8 protein-coding genes are annotated in these 17,069 nt (G+C 51.4%); 5 read left to right on the top strand and 3 right to left on the bottom strand.

Translation table 11 applies throughout. The features are described from left to right. The first annotated feature begins 30 nt into the window (after nt 1-30). The gene (locus ABEB26_RS17640; protein ID WP_345723356.1) at nt 31-972 is read left to right on the top strand and encodes a PrsW family intramembrane metalloprotease; all 942 of its coding nucleotides are present in this window, start codon (nt 31-33) and stop codon (nt 970-972) included. Here the strand turns inward: ABEB26_RS17640 and ABEB26_RS17635 are convergent. Beyond that, nucleotides 969-1,934, bottom strand: a complete 966-nt coding sequence (locus ABEB26_RS17635; protein WP_345723355.1) for a metallophosphoesterase — start codon at nt 1,932-1,934, stop codon at nt 969-971. The two genes, ABEB26_RS17640 and ABEB26_RS17635, sit on opposite strands and share 4 nt — an antisense overlap. Before the next feature lie 419 nt (nt 1,935-2,353). Between ABEB26_RS17635 and ABEB26_RS17630 the strand changes: the two genes are divergently transcribed. Next, complete coding sequence (locus ABEB26_RS17630) at nt 2,354-4,147, top strand: S8 family peptidase (RefSeq protein WP_345723354.1); 1,794 nt, start codon at nt 2,354-2,356, stop codon at nt 4,145-4,147. Nucleotides 4,148-4,281: 134 nt separating this feature from the next. Here the strand turns inward: ABEB26_RS17630 and ABEB26_RS17625 are convergent, their stop codons facing one another. After that, on the bottom strand, nt 4,282-6,699 hold the full coding sequence (locus ABEB26_RS17625; RefSeq protein ID WP_345723353.1) for a hypothetical protein: 2,418 nt from the start codon (nt 6,697-6,699) through the stop codon (nt 4,282-4,284). A 224-nt stretch (nt 6,700-6,923) separates the two neighbouring features. Next, entirely contained in the window at nt 6,924-9,389 is a 2,466-nt protein-coding gene (locus ABEB26_RS17620) for a penicillin acylase family protein (protein ID WP_345723352.1), read from the bottom strand. Nucleotides 9,390-9,523: 134 nt separating this feature from the next. Here ABEB26_RS17620 and ABEB26_RS17615 point away from each other — a divergent pair, with 134 nt between their 5' ends. From ABEB26_RS17615 to ABEB26_RS17605, 3 genes are all read left to right on the top strand, one after another. Further along, nucleotides 9,524-9,805: a PspC domain-containing protein gene (locus tag ABEB26_RS17615; RefSeq protein ID WP_345723351.1), complete on the top strand. Its 282-nt coding sequence runs from the start codon at nt 9,524-9,526 to the stop codon at nt 9,803-9,805. A gap of 205 nt (nt 9,806-10,010) precedes the next feature. After that, nucleotides 10,011-11,015 (top strand): class I SAM-dependent methyltransferase, encoded by a 1,005-nt coding sequence (locus ABEB26_RS17610; RefSeq protein ID WP_345723350.1) that lies wholly within the window; start codon nt 10,011-10,013, stop codon nt 11,013-11,015. Between the two features lie 585 nt (nt 11,016-11,600). Further along, the gene (locus ABEB26_RS17605; RefSeq protein WP_345723349.1) at nt 11,601-17,003 is read left to right on the top strand and encodes a beta strand repeat-containing protein; all 5,403 of its coding nucleotides are present in this window, start codon (nt 11,601-11,603) and stop codon (nt 17,001-17,003) included. The last annotated feature ends 66 nt before the right edge of the window (nt 17,004-17,069 follow it).

The raw sequence follows: 17,069 nt of genomic DNA, 5'->3' as shown, positions 1-17,069 counted from the left end.
GAGCGCCGCAATCAATCAACGAGAAAATCAATGTGGCTTGCAATTGTTTTGACGGTATTGCCAACGCTGCTGTACGTGACCTTTTTGTGGTGGCTTGATCGCTATGAAAAAGAACCATGGCCGCTGCTGTTAGCAGTGTTTGTATGGGGTGCGGTGCCTGCCGTGGCCCTCGCGTTGTTGGCTGAATTGCCCAATACTGCTTCAACTTTAGGCTTTGACCGTGGTAGCCAACCAGTTTGGTATGCTCCATTGGTCGAAGAACCCCTCAAAGCCTTGGCATTGTTTGGCATTTATATGTTCTTTCGCTATGAGTTCGATGGTGTGCTCGATGGCATTATTTATGGCGCATTGATTGGTTTTGGCTTTGCCATGACCGAAAATGCGATTTATTTTGCTAGTCGCGGCGGCTCGATTACTTCATTACTGTGGCTGCGCGTGGTGTTATTTGGCTTTAATCATGCCTTCTACACCAGCATCATTGGGGTAGCTTTGGGCATGATTCGCTATGAACGCCGCCGTTGGGTGGTGGTTGTGATGCAGCCATTGAGCCTAATTTTGGCTGTCGTGTTCCACGCACTGCACAATATGACGATTAGCTATCGCTTTCCAGGTGTATTGATCGCATGGTTGATCAGTAGCGGCGGCGTGTTAATTGTGGTACTGGTAGCGATCATCGCTTGGCGTAAAGAGCGCTATTGGATCGATCTAGAGTTGGTTGAGGAAATTCGCTGTGGATTTATCGATCAAGCGACTTACCAAACCGTGCGTTCAACCCGCCGTCGGGTACAAAGCCAATGGGAAGCCTTGGTTCGCGGCGGCTGGCGAGCACTGCAAACGGTGCGTACTCGCCATCATTTACTTACTGAGTTGGCGTTTTTGAAATATCAGCTGCGAATCGGCGATGTGCATTGCCGTCCCGCTGATTTATATCCGCTGCGCCGACGGATTCTCGAAGTTCACGAAGATTTTTAGGCTGCGATCAAGGTCAATAGGCCAACTTCAGGCGTTGCCCCAAAGCGAATCGGCAGGCCAGCCAAACCCCGACTCACATACAACCCACATTGGTCGATGCGAAATTGGCCGTGTGGGTATTTTTCGCCCCAACGTGGCACAACCAACGGCCCCAACCACGGCGCATTGATATGACCAGCATGGGCATGTCCGGAAAGTTGTAAGGCCACGTGCTGCTTAGCAGCAATGTCGGCAAAATCGGGACCATGGGCTAGCAAGACGACTGGAGCGGTAGGAGCATTATGCAACGCCTGCGCCAAATCAGCATCGGCCTGCCATGGATCGGCAACTCCAGCGATCACAATTGCTTGCTCACGCCATTGCACCACCCGATGTTGATTGATCAACACCTCTACTCCAACCTTTTTGAGCGTGCGGGCAATCAGTTGCGGGTCGTCCCAGTAATCGTGGTTGCCAAGGCAGGCATATACGCCCAAGGGTGCTTGAATTCCTGTTAGCATGCGTTCCAATGTGCCAACATCACTAGGGCGATTTACAAAATCGCCAGTTAATAAAATGATCTCAGGTTGCCAAGCTTTGATTGCGTTGAGTGCTTGGCGCAGCACGCGCTGACTATAGTTTGGCCCAAGATGCAAATCGCTGAGATGGGCGATTTTGAAGCCATTGAGCGTGCTTAGCCAGCGGGGCAAGCGCAAGGTATGCCGTTCGACGGCCAAACGCCAAATGTTGCCAACTCCAAGGCTGGTTGCAGTAACGCCCGCCGCCAGTAACGAACCAAGCATTGGCTTGGCCCAACGTGGTGGTTGGCTAGCAAATAAGGCTGTAGCACTGCTCAGCCCCAGCATCCCCAATACTCCACCAAGATATTGCCAGCGCCGCGAATAGACAACATGCGAGACATTTGGAATATCTTTGCTGCCACGTGGCACGGCCACCAAATCGGCAAAAGGATCGTCAATCATCAAAATTTCCTTATAGACCCTTCAAGGGTCGGTTTTTAACCAATTATTGGCATTCACCACCCTTCCGTCCCGCCTCAAGGCGGGAAACGCCGGGGGCTTTAATCCCCCAGCACCCCCTCAAGGGAAATCCGGGGTAGGCACACATCCAATAATGAACCATAGAATCATTGGTACGAAGCGTAAAAACCTACTGCTCAGAACCCAATGTATCCTTGTAAGCCATGGATCATGCTGTTGAAGTTATAGCATAGTGAGCTTAATGGTTGATGAAAAAGCTACTACAGAGCTTGGAGATATCACCCATGGGCTAGTACAAGCTAGGACTAATGGCCATCCATAACGTCGAATACTGGCATAGCCTATGATATAGCAGCCTCATTCCGCTCGAAACATCGCAACTATGCCAATTTGGAGGCGCTATGGATAGAGAACATCGCAGAGGATTTTTTCGCAGTTTATTGCTGGCAAGCCTCTTGTTAAGCCTAATTGGGATTGCGCAGCCTGTCGCCACCAGCCAATCAATGTTGGTGCAAGGGGCTTCGCTAAGCAACCAAGCTAGTGCAATTCAGGCAGTTGGCGGCACTGTGCAACGCCAATTTGCCCGCTTTGAAACCAGTGTGGCCCAATTAACTAAACCACAAATCGCCCAACTTCAAGCTCAAGGCCTGCGCGTTTTTGCTGATCAAGCAGTTGCTAGCTCAGCCCAAGTAGCGGTTGATCAACCAATTGCTGTACAGGCAGGCCCAAAAAGTGCTACCCCTGCGCCATTGCAATATCCCTCGATTGTAACCGGCGCTGATGTGGTACAACGGCGTGGCATCGATGGGCGCGGCGTGACCGTGGCAGTGATCGATTCGGGCTTGCCAGCGATCGAACGACCTGAGCGTTGGCAGCGCATCGATAACACGACTGCTCGTTACAACCAAGGCAGTCGCTTTTTGATTTATAAAGATATGTTGGCAAGCAGCCAAATTACCAATAGCAGCGACCCATATGGCCATGGGACTCATGTATTTGCCACTTTAGCCGACAATCGCGCTTTGCCAGCAGGCTATAGCGGAGCTAAAGTTGGGATTGCCCCAGGCGCAAATTATGTGGTAGTTCGGGCCTTAAATTCGCAAGGCCAAGCCTCGTATAGCACGATTATCGCGGCGATTGATTGGGTGATTGAGCATGCCGATGAATACAATATTCGGGTGTTGAATCTCTCGTTGCAAGCCGAAGTGATTGCGCCCTATTGGTATGATCCGCTGAATCAAGCGGTGATGCACGCTTGGAATGAGGGCATCACGGTAGTGGCAGCGGCGGGGAATACTGGCTCAAATCCAGCTACAATTATGGCTCCAGCCAACGTACCCTATATCATCAGCGTCGGCGCAATTCGGCCTGCAATCTACAACGAAAATGCTAGCGATAGTTTGGCGGCCTATTCATCGGCTGGGCCAACTGAAAGTCGCTTTGTTAAGCCCGATGTTGTAATTGCTGGCTCGCGGGTAATCGCACCCTTGCCCGCTGATAGCGTGTTAGCCAATTCTGGGGCCGCAGGCTTGGTTAGCGAACGCGCCAAACTCGAATGGGCCGACCTAAAAACCTCGCAACAACTGAATTACTATGCCTTGAGTGGTACATCGATGGCCGCCGCTGAGGTGAGTGGGATTGTTGCCTTATTGTTGCAAGACGAGCCAAATTTGACCAATAACCAAATTAAGGCCCGTTTGACTGGCACAGCTCAACTTGCGACCTTAGCCGATGGACAAGCCGCTTACAGCATGTGGCAACAAGGCGCTGGCAAAGTTGTGCCAACTGCGGTGATCGATGCTAGCAACACTGGCGCTGCCAATGCAGGTATGGATTTGCCAACCGACCTGATTGTGAGCAGCAACCCCGAGGGTACCAGTAACCACTATCAAGGCTCGACTGAGTATGATGCGGCGACCAACACCTTTACTGATAGCACCACGACCTATAGCTCAACCCTTGCGACCAGCTACAGCACGTGGGCGGGCAGCTATAGCACCTGGGCTGGTAGTTATTTGACTTGGGCTGGTAGCTATAGCACGTGGGCGGGCAGTTATAGCACCTGGGCTGGTAGTTACAGCACCTGGGCTGGTAGTTACAGCACCTGGGCTGGTAGTTACAGCACCTGGGCTGGCAATAACGCTGCTGCGAGTGGAACGACCAATGTCAATGCTGGTAGCCTCGTGAGCGACTAGGTATTAATTATTTCGAGCGGAGCGTGGGAGTAGCGATGCTTCCACGTTTTAGCATAACCACTACCGTAATGCATAGCGATGTTCTCTTTGCCTAAACCCTGCTCCCAGTATTGTGGAAGCAGGGTTTTTGTTATTTACCAACTGACAACGACCGAACCAGTGGCCTTAGTCAGTCGCAGCTCAAGGTAGCGACTTGGGCCAATGGTGCGTTCATGGCCGAATGATGGCAGGCCATTGATTGTTAAATTAACTTGTTGCGGAGCATCGTTAGGCAGCAATAATTGTAATGTAACTTGTTCACCGCTGCCTGTAAAATCAAGCTGAAAACCGCGTGCTTGGCGTTGCCAACGATAGCTCACATAGCCTTGCGAAGCAGCATAGCGGGCCGTGACATGGGCTTGTTGCACATCTGGCTCAACAATCCAACGCGGGCTGAGCATTGCCTGTTGGTAGAGTGCAGATTGATCGGTTATGCCTGCTGCGCCTTCGATTAGCGCTGCCAACATTGCCGTGCTGCCCCAACCATCGGTCGCAAGGGTATCGGGGCCGGAGATGCCAGGATTGCCGACCGGGTAATACCATAAATAGCTGCCGCCTTGGGCTTCGATCATTTGGGCATAGCGGCGCAAAATATCAAAGCCATAGGCTGGCTGACCCCAGCGAAATGCACCACGCGCCAATTCGCCGCCGACCAGCGGCATCCGCCCACCATTAACATATTCGCCTGGCACGTTGCCCCAACCTGGCAATGTGCCAAAACTCTCGGCAGGAAATGGTGGGTCAATGCTGAACCATTCTGAGGATAGATTGCTAGAATCAGCCACCCGCCGTTGATAATATTCGTCGATAATTGCCAAGGCCTTGCTGGCTTCCATGCCATAGCGATTGAGCGCATACGAGTTGGAGAGCGATAGTTGGCGAGCCTCATCGAGTTCAGGAATATCAAAGGGCTGCTCTAAAACATTATGGGTGTAGAATTTGCCATTCCAAGCAACCTGATTTAGCTGCTTGGTTAGTTGTTGCGACCGAACCAACCATTGTGTAGCTTGCTCAAAATTGGCTTGGGTTATTTCAAGTTGACTCAGCAAATACAAGCCATGAGCCATGCCCGTATTATCGCCGTGCATAATTCCAAAGCGGGTTTTTTCGTCGATCCAGTGGCGCGGCGAGGTTTTGCCATCAGGGGCAATCGTCGGCCCACCATATTCAAAATCCCATGTGTCAATTGTATAGGGGCGGCGAATCAGTTGTAGCGTGGGATTCCAACGTTGTGGATCGCTCAGGCTATAGTTGATACCGCGTAACATGGCTGGCTTTTGCTCAAGCATCCAACTGGTATCGCCAGTGGCTTGCCAGGCTTGATACACACCCTGCACAAACAGATATTCTAAATCGGCCTCGACGGCGGTACGGCCTTGAACTGGTGCACCACCAAGCATGGCAAAATAGTCGTCGAAAGCTCCATTGGGCTTTTGCTCACGCCGAAAATAATCCAGCGTGCTGGTCATATCTTGCTCAAAATAGCGATAGCCCAAGCCTTGATGAACGTGATCGCGCAGCCAAATCAGGTAGCTATCGGGCGAACGATAGCCGCGAATTGTATAGCCTTGGTATTGATAGATCGATAGGTCATTGCGTAAAAAGCTGCGCACTTTGTTGGGCAGCGTATCGTAGGCCGCGACTCCAGTTTGAACGCTGGTGGTCGCATCAAGTTGATAGATGTTGCTATTGATCGCCGCCACTTTGCCTTCGATCAACAAGACGGCGTAATGCTGGCCCAACGCGCCTTGGGCTTTTAATCTGGTAGTTTGGCTTTGGCCCGTTAGATTGAAGGTTTGGCTGGTTTCAAGCTGGCCAGCGCTATCAAAAATTCGTAGGTTGGCTGGGCCGTTATAGTTGCCAACATCAATTTGAATTTCAAGTTGGTCGAGTGGCTTGAGTGGTTGGCTAGGGCCAGTTAAATTGGCGCGAATTGGGCTAGCTTGGCGTGTGCCATTCAGCAGCCAATCGGCTTGCCAACGCCCAAGTGGGCTGAGGGTGATTTGTTGGTTGGTATTGATCAGCAGTTGTTGCTCGAAATATTGCATGGTCTGTTGCTGACCAGTTAATGGGTTGGTTTCGGTAACCGTTTCAGTAATTGGATTGCCCAAACGACTGGCCTCGCCATTGGCTTGCCAATAGCCACGAAACGGCTGGCAGATTGAGCGTTCGGTTGTTTTAACCCACAAACATTGGCTAGTTGGCCGATATTGGCGTTGGTTTTGCCAGGTTCGGCGGCTGGCTTGAAATAGCTCTAAGCCAAGCTTGGCAGGCACAACTTGATTGTTGACCAAGTGCAAACGTTGGTTTTCAAAATATTGCACCAACTGGCCATCAAACCATAGCGCTTCGCTAACTGGTTGGCCAAATACTGCTGCACCACCATTCGCCTGCCAAAATTGTTGAAATTCGGCCTGCACTTGATACTTGGCCGCAACCGGGCTGGCGTGGCTCGGCACGAAGCTTAATCCAATTAATAAACATCCTAACCAACAAAAAACTCGTCTCATCATACCTTCCATGAATTTGCTGGCTACTGGCAGCAATCTACCAGTAGCCTGTAAATTATGTCCACTGATTTATTGGGTTAAGCATGCCCTCACCCCCAGCCCCTCTCCCACTGCGGCGGGAGAGGGGCACATTGGTAGAGCGGTTCCCCCTCGCCTCGCGTACGGGAGAGGGGGTTAGGGGGTGAGGGCATAGATTACAAACCGTAATGAACCATTACAATTATGTCCTAGGGTTGTAATTGTAACATCTCCACCTCGCCAGCGCTGACCGCTGCGCGGCCATAGGTCATGGGAATGTATTCGACTTTTTGCCAGCGTTCGAGCAGATCGTCGTAGTGCGGCGAGAGTAAATGGCCCGCTTGGCCTGGCGCGTTGATCATGCGGCTGTTGGCAAAATCGCCCAAATCAACAATATGCCGATAAATTGGCCCACGATCTTGATCAAATGGCTCGCCATCGGCGACATGACCAACATTAACTGTGCTGCCATCGCCAGCACTTTCAATCGCTTTGCTGAAAAATCCCCGCAACGGCCCAATTGCATCAAGCGGGTTATGCGGGAACAAGGCAAGGTGAATTGTGCCCCAACGCCATTGCTCCATCGGTTTATCTTGCATGCGGAAGCTTAAATCTTTGAGCGCCACGTCAAGCGCCTGAGTCACAATTGCATTGCAGTTTTCAGTGCTGCTGGCCGTGGTAACGTCGTCACACCAAGGGTTGTTAGGGTCTTGCAACATTGCTGGAATCGCCAGATCGATCAGTTGGCGGCGCTGACCATAGGTTTCAAGTAAGCGTTCGCCCAATTCATCGCCAACCATCGGCACGGTCAGGTAGTAGGTCCAAGCCTCAAAAATGCTAGCGGCTGGTTGATCGCCTGCGGTGCTGTAGTTCCAATTTTGCAGCATGGCGATTGCTTGGCGTTGTTGATCGCTGGTTGGTTGCACCAAATTCAGCAGTACTGGTAGCAATTCCTCGGCATAGGTCGAATGTACATCAGCCTGAATCGCCGCCATATCATCCATTGTCAGGGTTGGTTTGGCCTCAATCAATTTGGTAATGCGTTGCGCCCGAAATGGTGTGGCCCACTCATGGCTCAAAAAATAGGGGTAGCTATCACTCACCACTTTATTATTGGCGGTCGCAATATAGCCTTGGGGCGGGTTGTAGCTTTGGGGCAATTGCTCAAACGGAATAAAGCCCGTCCATTCGTAATCGCCCGAAGCTCCATCGGCGGGCATTGTGCCATCGCCATTGGTGCGAATTGGAATATGACCAGGTGCAATGTAGCCAATATTGCCATCAACATCAGCAAAGACAAAATTCTGAACTGGCGCAACATAACTTGCTAAACCAGCCTGAAATTCTTGCCAATTTTGGGCTTTGTTAATCGCCAAATAGGCATTGATGGTGCTATCGGTTTGGTCGAGGGCCGTCCAGCGAAAGGCCAAGGCTTCGCGTTGCGGCGCATCAGGGTCGTCGGCATTATTGGCATTCAGCGCATCAGAAATCAACGGCCCATGGCGGCTAACCCGAATCGTCAGCGGCAGATTACCTTTATCTTTGACTCGAATCGTATCGCTGATAATTGTTAGTGGCTCATAACTACCCTTGAACATTGCTTGGGTGCCAGTTGGATCAAGTGTTTCACGATACAAATCTTGAACATCAGGGCCAGTATTGGTTACGCCCCAAGCGATGCGTTGGTTATGGCCAACAATTACCCCTGGCAAGCCTGGAATCGTCGCGCCAACCGAGTGCAAATCGCCGCCTTGAACTTCGGCCATATACCAAATTGAGGGCGTGCGAAAGCTCAAGTGTGGGTCGTCGGCCAATAAAGGCTTGCCTGTGGCTGATTTGCTTGGGCCGATCACCCAATTGTTTGAGCCAACGCCGGCAATATTGCCACCACCGATGCCTAAACCTTGCTCCACCCGCCGACTTAATGCCAACAATTGAGAAGCTTGGCTACCACCACTTGGGGTTGGCACAATCAATGGGCCATCGCTGGGGTAGTGGGGCACAAGATCGCTGGTTTTTTCGCTGCCCAATTTGGCAACCAATTCCATGGTCAGCAATTCGGTCGAATAATTACCACCCAAATCCCACGACATCATCTTGGCCCAACCAAGCACATCAGCACCGACCCATGGCTCAGGCTCGACTCCAACTAGGGTGAACTCAGGCGAAAGTTGGCCGCCGCTATGCTCCGCTAGAAAGGCGTTAATCCCACTGACATAGGCATCGACAATCGTTTTAGCTGCCGGATCAAGCGCCGCATAAGCACTTTCAGCAGCGCGATAAACCCCCAGCGTGCGCAAAAAGCGATCGGTTTCGACCGTCGTTTCGCCCAAAGCTTCCGAGAGCGTGCCACGGGCGATCCGCCGTTGAAATTCCATTTGCCACAGCCGATCTTGGGCATGAACATAGCCCAAGGCCATCAGGGCATCGCTTTCGCTTTGGGCGTAGATATGCGGCACGCCATATTGATCGCGCAGCACATCGACCGGAGCAGCGAGGCCAGCCAAGGTAAGCGTTCCTGCGGTGGTTGGCAACGAACGGCGCAAATAGAGATAGCCACCGCCGCTGGCCAACACCAGCAAGAGCACAATAATTAACAAGAAGCGCAAAAACAGAATAAACCAACGCTGAAGGGGTGGACGATCACGCAATGAGCGTTTGGCAGGTGTTGCCACAGGCTGACTCCTTTGTCCTATGTCCTAAGCATCTGAAACTTTTGCTAGGGGCGTTACGTCTTACAGCCACGTCATTCGCCATAAGCGCAGCAATAGTATAAAATTAAAACGTTCTCGTGTGTTAGGAGCTACAAATGTCGTATCAATCACGTCAACTTGTTCGACCAACTGAAGGCCGGGTTCTCGCTGGCGTTTGTGCTGGGATCGCCCGCTATTTCGGGATTGATCCGCTGATTGTGCGGATTGCTCTGGTGCTCTTTGGCTTCTTTATTGGCTCTGGGATTTTAGTCTATGTGCTGGGTTGGGCCTTCATGCCTGATCAGAATGGTAAGCGGGCGGCGCTGCCAATCCTGATTGCGGGGATTATTCTGTCGTTCTCCTTCTTTTGCTATATGCTTTCGCTGATATTTAGTTAATCAGTTGTTTGGGTTGCGCAGATCGTCATTGATCTGCGCGATGATTGCTTAATTCAAATCTGATTCTGCTTTGAGCCTTCCGCAATAGCTTTCCCCACGTTGTCTCCTCAATCAACCCCAGTTTGAACTAATTCGATCCTTAATCGCTATTTCGGTTAAAATAGCATAACGCCAACGATCTGTTGACAGCAATTAAGGATGGATTATGCCAGTCGTGAATTTGACTGATCGAATAGAGCGGGCAATTGTTGCTCGTGAAAGCTTGTTTGACGAACGCCATCAGGCAGGTTTGCGCTTGTTCAATGGGTTTCTTGAGGGCGAGCCGCAAATTGTGATCGACCTCTATGCTACCACAGCCGTGGTGCATAACTATGCCGACCCACCCAAAGCTGGCGAGGCCTTGGTTGAGCAAGTGCTGGAGTGGTTGCCAACCCGTTTGCCATGGCTCGAAGCGATTCTGGTGAAAACTCGCCATAGCGATGATGAAACAGCCCAAAATGGGGTTTTACGCTATGGTACAAATTTGGCCACGCGCATCCGCGAGCATGGAGTTTGGTACGCACTTGATCTGACCATGAACCGCGATGCTAGCCTGTATTTGGATACCCGCAACTTGCGCCAGTGGATTTTGGCTAATTTGGCCGATAAAACTGTGCTCAACACCTTTGCCTATACTGGTAGTTTGGGTGTGGCAGCGGTCGCGGCGGGAGCCAAACGGGTGGTACAAACTGATCGTAATCGGCGCTTTTTGAATGTGGCCAAAACCTCGCATACCCTGAATGGCTTTCCAATTCATAAGCCCGATTTTCAAACTGACGATTTTTGGCTGCACATGAACAAATTCAAACGCAAAGGTGAATTGTTCGATTGTGTGATTGTTGACCCGCCGATGTTTGCTGCCACTGATCATGGCGTGGTCGATTTGGCCCAAAACTACACCAAGGTGCTCAATCGGGTGCGGCCTTTGATGGAGCACAACGGTACGATTATCGCAATCAATAATGCCCTGTTTTTGAGCGGTCAAGAATATCTTGAATTGCTGGCAAAAATTTGTGCCGATGGCTATGTTGAGGTTGCGGAGTATCTCGATATTGCTGAAGATTTCACGGGCTACCCTGAAACCCGGGTTGGCAAGCCAGTCACCAATCCCGCGCCGTTTAATCATTCAACCAAAATTGCCGTGCTGAAAACCCGCCGCCGAGGATTTTAAAAAGGATGAATTATGAGAGGTGAAGGATGAAGAATTTGAGAAATTGATTGATACATATTTAACGCAGCGGCGCAGAATGGGGTTTGGCTATGGGTCAGCTGTAATGGTTCATTGGGTTGGCAATGAAGTGCATGCCCTCACCCCTAGCCCCCTCTCCCGCCCACGAGGCGAGGGGGAACCGCTCCAGCAGTGCTCCCCTCGCCCGACACAGTGGGAGAGGGGTCGGGGGTGAGGGAACGTACTAAACCATTATAGCCCATAGCCATTGCGCCGCCGCGTTAAATTCCAACCGCCACCTCCCTAGCCCCTGAATCCTGCCCCCTGCTCCCTAGCCCCTGACCCCTCATTCCCATTTTAATAAATTTTTCCCTAGCAATTGATATAGCCATAGAATATAATCGCTATGCACTTCCGTAGTACCCTAGTCATTTGTTACTGCTACTCTTCGTACTAACCTGCGGCATACGTTCGTCATGGCAAACAAACTACGCTGAAGCTGCGCTGATCTGCTCCACCTTCATTTGGCCTCAAGAGTAATGATGCTCAGTGCAGGGTTGCTCTTCGAGAGTCTAGCAAGAGGTTTGTATGCTCCAATTCCCTCATCAAGGGCGAACCTTGCGGATGCAAGTTCGTCGTCGTGCATTGGTGCTTAATTTGGCACTATTGTTGGCATTATTTGTTGTTCCGCTTCAACCAACAGCCGCACGCATTGCAGCACCACAGCTTCCTGAAGCCCGTTCTGCGAGTGCTCCGAGCGTCGTTTGTACGGTTACCAACACCAATGATGCTGCTTCGCCACCAGCTGGCTCATTACGGGCAGCGTTGGCCAATGCAGCTTGTTCGCCAATTGTCTTTGACTCAAGTTTGGCAGGTCAAACGATCACATTAACTGCTGGCGAATTGACCATTGGGCGCTTGGTGGTGATCGATGGAGCCGCTGCACCTGGCTTGAAAATCGATGGCAACAATGCCTCACGGATTTTCAATGTCAATCTGACATCAGCCAATCTTTCAATTTTTAATTTGACCCTGCAACGAGGTAAAGCGCCCAACTCGGGCATTACCAACGGCGGCGCTGTGCTTAACCAAGGTGGCACGGTCGTTATCAGCAATACCGCTGTACTTTCGAGCACCGCTGGCACCAGCGGCAACGGTGGGGGCTTGCGCAACCAACGTACCAGCGGGATCGCGGGGGTGCTTAGGGTCTACAATAGCGTGATTCGTGGCAATACTGCACCAAATAATGGCGGTGGATTTAGCACCAGCGGCAGTATCACCACTATCGTCAATAGCGCTGTGTTGAGCAATACCGTCACTAGCACGTCGGGCGGGGTGACAGGCAGTGGCGCATTGGGCTTGGGTGCTGGGATTCACCACGTTAATATTCAAAATCCTGCGGCCAACCTCACCACGGCAATCACCAATACCACAATTGCCTATAACCGTGGCAAGGCTGGGGCAGCGATCTACAACGATAATAATGGCATGATCGATGTCTATTACAGTACGATCGCCTACAATGCCGCCTCGAACAGCAGTGGTTCGGCGGTTGGTGGGGTGGTCAATGGGGTTACCACAGCCGGCCAGCCTGCTTTACGCCTCAGTTTATATAACACGATTGTTGCCAATAATACCCAACGCGCTGCCAATACCACCCTTACCAGCGCCGATCTTGGGGTTGGCACTGGCCAAACGATTACGTCAAATGGCTATAACTTGATCGAAACGGTGCCAAGTGGCGCGGTCTTTGGCGGTACAACCGCAACCAACATCACTGGCCAAGATCCAGTGTTGGGCGATGTGCTGAACAATGGCGGTGGCACTCCTACGGCGGCATTGCTGCAAAATAGCCCCGCCTACAACACTGGCGATCCTGCACCTGTTGCAGCCCCAGCAACCGATCAGCGTGGGCCTGGCTTTGCGCGGGTGCGCGAAGGCCGTTTGGATATTGGCGCATTTGAAGCAACCAACAGCATCCAAACTTCGCCAATTTTGGTCAGCACCAATTTAGATACCAATGATGGGGCTTGTACCACCTTCGATTGTTCGCTACGTGAGGCAATCACTTTAGCCAATTCCACCCCGCAAACCGACACGATTCGCTTTAATCTGCTTGGCAGCGGCGTGCGTACCATCTCGCCAACTGCGGCATTGCCAGCGCTTACAACACCAATCATTCTCGATGGTTTGAGCCAAGCAGGCGCTGCCTGTAATTCACCATTGATCGAATTAAATGGTTCGTTGGCTGGGGCTAGCGCCAATGGCTTGGATGTCACGGGTGGTAGTAGCCTAATTCGCGGCTTGGTGATCAATCGTTTTGCTGGCAACGGCGTGCGTTTGGCAGCCCTCGGCGGCAATACCCTTGAATGTAATTTCATCGGCAGCGATGCCTCGGGCACAGTCGATGCTGGCAATAATTTATCGGGTGTGCGGGTCGAATCTGCCAACAACTTAATTGGTGGTAGTGGCGGATCGAATGTGCGCAACTTAATTGCGGCCAACGATGGCGATGGCATCACGCTGGTGGCTGGAGCCAATGCAACCACCATCCAAAATAACTATATTGGCACGATGCTGAGTAGCAATGCGGCTCTTGGCAATAGCAAAAGCGGCGTGCGCATCGCCAGCGATAATAATCAAATTGGTGGCACATTTGGCACTTTGGGCAACGTCATTTCGGGCAACGTCGAACATGGCGTGCTAGTGAATGTGACGGCTGCGCCATTGGGCAACCGAATTCAAGGCAACTTTATTGGTACGAACATTGGGGCAACCCTCGATGTTGGCAATACCCAGCGTGGGATCTTTATCGACCGCACCGCCAATACCTTGGTTGGGGGCACAACGGCTGAGCGCAACGTCATTTCGGGCAATAATAGCGATGGCGTAGCAATTATCGAAGCTGGCGCAACCAACAATAAAATTGCTGGTAACTATATCGGCACCAACAATGGTGGTGGCTCGGCCCTGGGCAATACATCAGCTGGGGTCTATATTTTCAATGTTGGGGGTAACACGATCGGCGGCACAACCACTGCCGAACGTAACTTGATTTCAGCCAATAGCAACGGGATTGTGATTGGCGGCGGCTCGGCGATTGGCAATATCATCAAGGGCAACTACATTGGTACAACCCTGAATGGCAACGGGGCATTGGGCAATGTCAGCGATGGTATCAAGCTCGATGGCGCACGCAACACCCAAATCGGTGGCACAACCATCGGCGAGCGCAACGTGATTTCGGGCAACGGCAATAATGGAATTAACATTTTCACCTCGAGTTCGTCGGGCAATGTGATTCAAGGCAATTACATCGGCACGAATGCCTTTATTCCACCAGCTAGCCCAACTGGGGTCGCCAACCAATTCAATGGTGTGCGGGTAGCGGCTGGCACAACCACAACCATCGGCGGCTCGGCGCAAGGTGCTGGCAACGTGATCGCCTTCAATGCTAAAAATGGGGTGCTGATTACCCAAGGTGCGGCGGTTGCTACGACCCAGCGGATTCAGCGCAATAGCATTTTCAGCAACAATCGCTTGGGGATCGATCTTGGCCCTGATAACAATGCTAATGGCGATGGGGTAACTGCCAACGATGCCAATGATAGCGACGCTGGGCCAAACAATCTGCTCAACTATCCAATCGTCGAATCGACCAGCTCGGGTGGGGGCTTGACCCAAATTATTGGCTCGTATATCGGCGCAACCAATACCGCCTTGACCCTCGATTTCTATAGTCAAGGCGCGTGCGATCCGAGCAACTTTGGCGAAGGTCAAAGCTATATCGGCTCGTTTGCGATCAACACCGGCCCAACTGGAGCGATTTCTTATACCGCCAATTTGACCACGACTGTGGCTTTGGGCCAACGGGTGACCGCAACCGCCGTCGATGGCAGCGGCAATACCTCGGAATTCTCACGCTGTTCAGCGGTGGGCAACTTGCCCAGCGTCAGCGTCAACGATGTAACATTAACCGAAGGCAACAGCGGCGTTACCCAATTCAACTTTACGTTGAGCTTATCGGCGGTTAGTCCCAATCCAGTTGTCGTCGATTATGTAACGGCTGACGATACAGCGATTGCGCCTGATGACTATACTGCTGCTAGCACAACCGCCACCATTCCAGCCAATACCTTGAGTATTCCAGTGACGATTGAAGTTCACGGCGATACTCAATTTGAACTTAACGAACGTTTCTTTATCAATTTGTTGAGTGCTACCAACGCAGCAATCGGCGATGGTCAAGGGATTGGCACAATTACCAATGACGATACTGCTCCAACGATCAGCGTAAACGAAGCCAGCGCCAACGAAGGCAGCGGCACACCAGGCCAAATTAATGTGCCTGTCACGCTCTCGAATGCTAGCTATTTGCCCATTAGCGTTGAATTCAGCACGACTGATGGGACTGCCAACCAACCCAGCGATTACACCGCCATCACTGGCACGCTTAATTTTGCCCCAGGCGAAACCAGCAAAACGGTTGATATTGCGCTGGTTGGCGATTTGATTGACGAGCCAGATGAGACGATCAACGTAGCCTTGAGCAATGCCGTCAACACCACGATTAGCAACGATGAAGCAGTTGCCACAATTCTTGACGACGATGCCACGCCTGTGATCAATGTGGCCAATGGTGAAGCATCTGAAGGCAATAGTGGCAGTGTCACCGTAACCCTTACCATCAGTTTGAGCAACCCTAGCAGCAGCGCAATTACGGTTAATTATCTGACAGTAGCAGGCTCGGCGAGTGCTGGCAGCGATTTTGCGATCAGCAGTGGTCTATTAAGCTTTACTGCTGGCGAAACCAGTAAAACCGTCGATGTGTTGATCCAGGGTGATATCCTTGATGAAAGCGATGAGTCGTTCATGCTTGAATTGAGTAGCCCAGTCAATGCAACGCTTGGTACTGCTGGCACGGTGGTTATTCTCGACGATGATGCTGCTCCGATAATCAACTTTGTTGCGCCGCCTGTCCAAGAAGGCAATAGTGGCACCCGTCCATTGACGGTTAGCTTGATGCTTTCGGAGATGAGCGGCCAAGCAATTAGTGTGCAGTATGCAACCCACGATAACACCGCAACTAGCGGCAGCGATTATGCCACAATCAGCGGAACCTTGACAATTCCCGCAGGTCAGCTAACCCAACGGTTTATTGTGAATGTCAATGGTGATCTGATTGATGAAAGCAACGAAACTTTTACCGTGACGCTGAGCAATCCGCAAAATGCTAGCCTGTTAGCTCCTGATGCAGTTGCAACAATCATCGATGACGATGGTGCACCAACGATCAACGCCAATGCAATTAACGTTACTGAAGGCGATACCAATAGTGTCAACGCCACATTCAACGTCAGCCTATCCAACCCCAGTGCTACCACAGTAACCGTGAACTATTCAACTTTAGCTGGCACTGCATTGAGCGGCACGGACTTTACGCCAGCGGCTGGTACGCTAAGTTTTGCGCCTGGCGAACTGAGCAAAACTGTGACAATCGTGGTGATTGGCGACTCATTGGATGAAGCTGATGAAACATTTACGCTCGTTCTCAGTAGCGCGACCGGCGGAGCAACGCTTGGCACAAATGGCACAGCTACGATTGTTGATAACGACCCAACTCCAAGTGCCGTGTTGAGTGGTCTCAACAGCGTGGTAGAAGGCTCTGGCATCACCACAACCTTGCAATTTACCGTGACGCTTTCGGCGGCGAGTGGGCGGGCTAGCAGCCTGCAATTTGCCACGACAGCGGGCACGGCCAGCGCTGGTAGTGATTTTGTTGCTCAAAATCTGACTCTCAACTTTGCTGCTGGCGAAACCCAAAAACTCGTCAGTGTGGCAATTGTTGGCGATCGGGTCAAGGAGCCAAACGAAAGCTTTAGTGTTGCAATCAGCAACCCCAGCAATCTCACACTTGGCACAGCTACCATCAATGTCACAATTGTTGATGATGATGAATGGCTGGTGTATATGCCGTATGTGGTGAAATAAGCGGCTTTGTGCTTTAGGTTCACCCAACATCTTGGGTTGATAGAGTAAGTAGCGCTGAAAGCAAAA

This window comes from Herpetosiphon gulosus (assembly GCF_039545135.1).
Classification (GTDB): Bacteria; Chloroflexota; Chloroflexia; order Chloroflexales; family Herpetosiphonaceae; genus Herpetosiphon; species Herpetosiphon gulosus.
The sequence above is the reverse complement of the archived record's forward strand: the minus strand, read 5'-3'. Positions and strand labels throughout refer to the sequence as shown.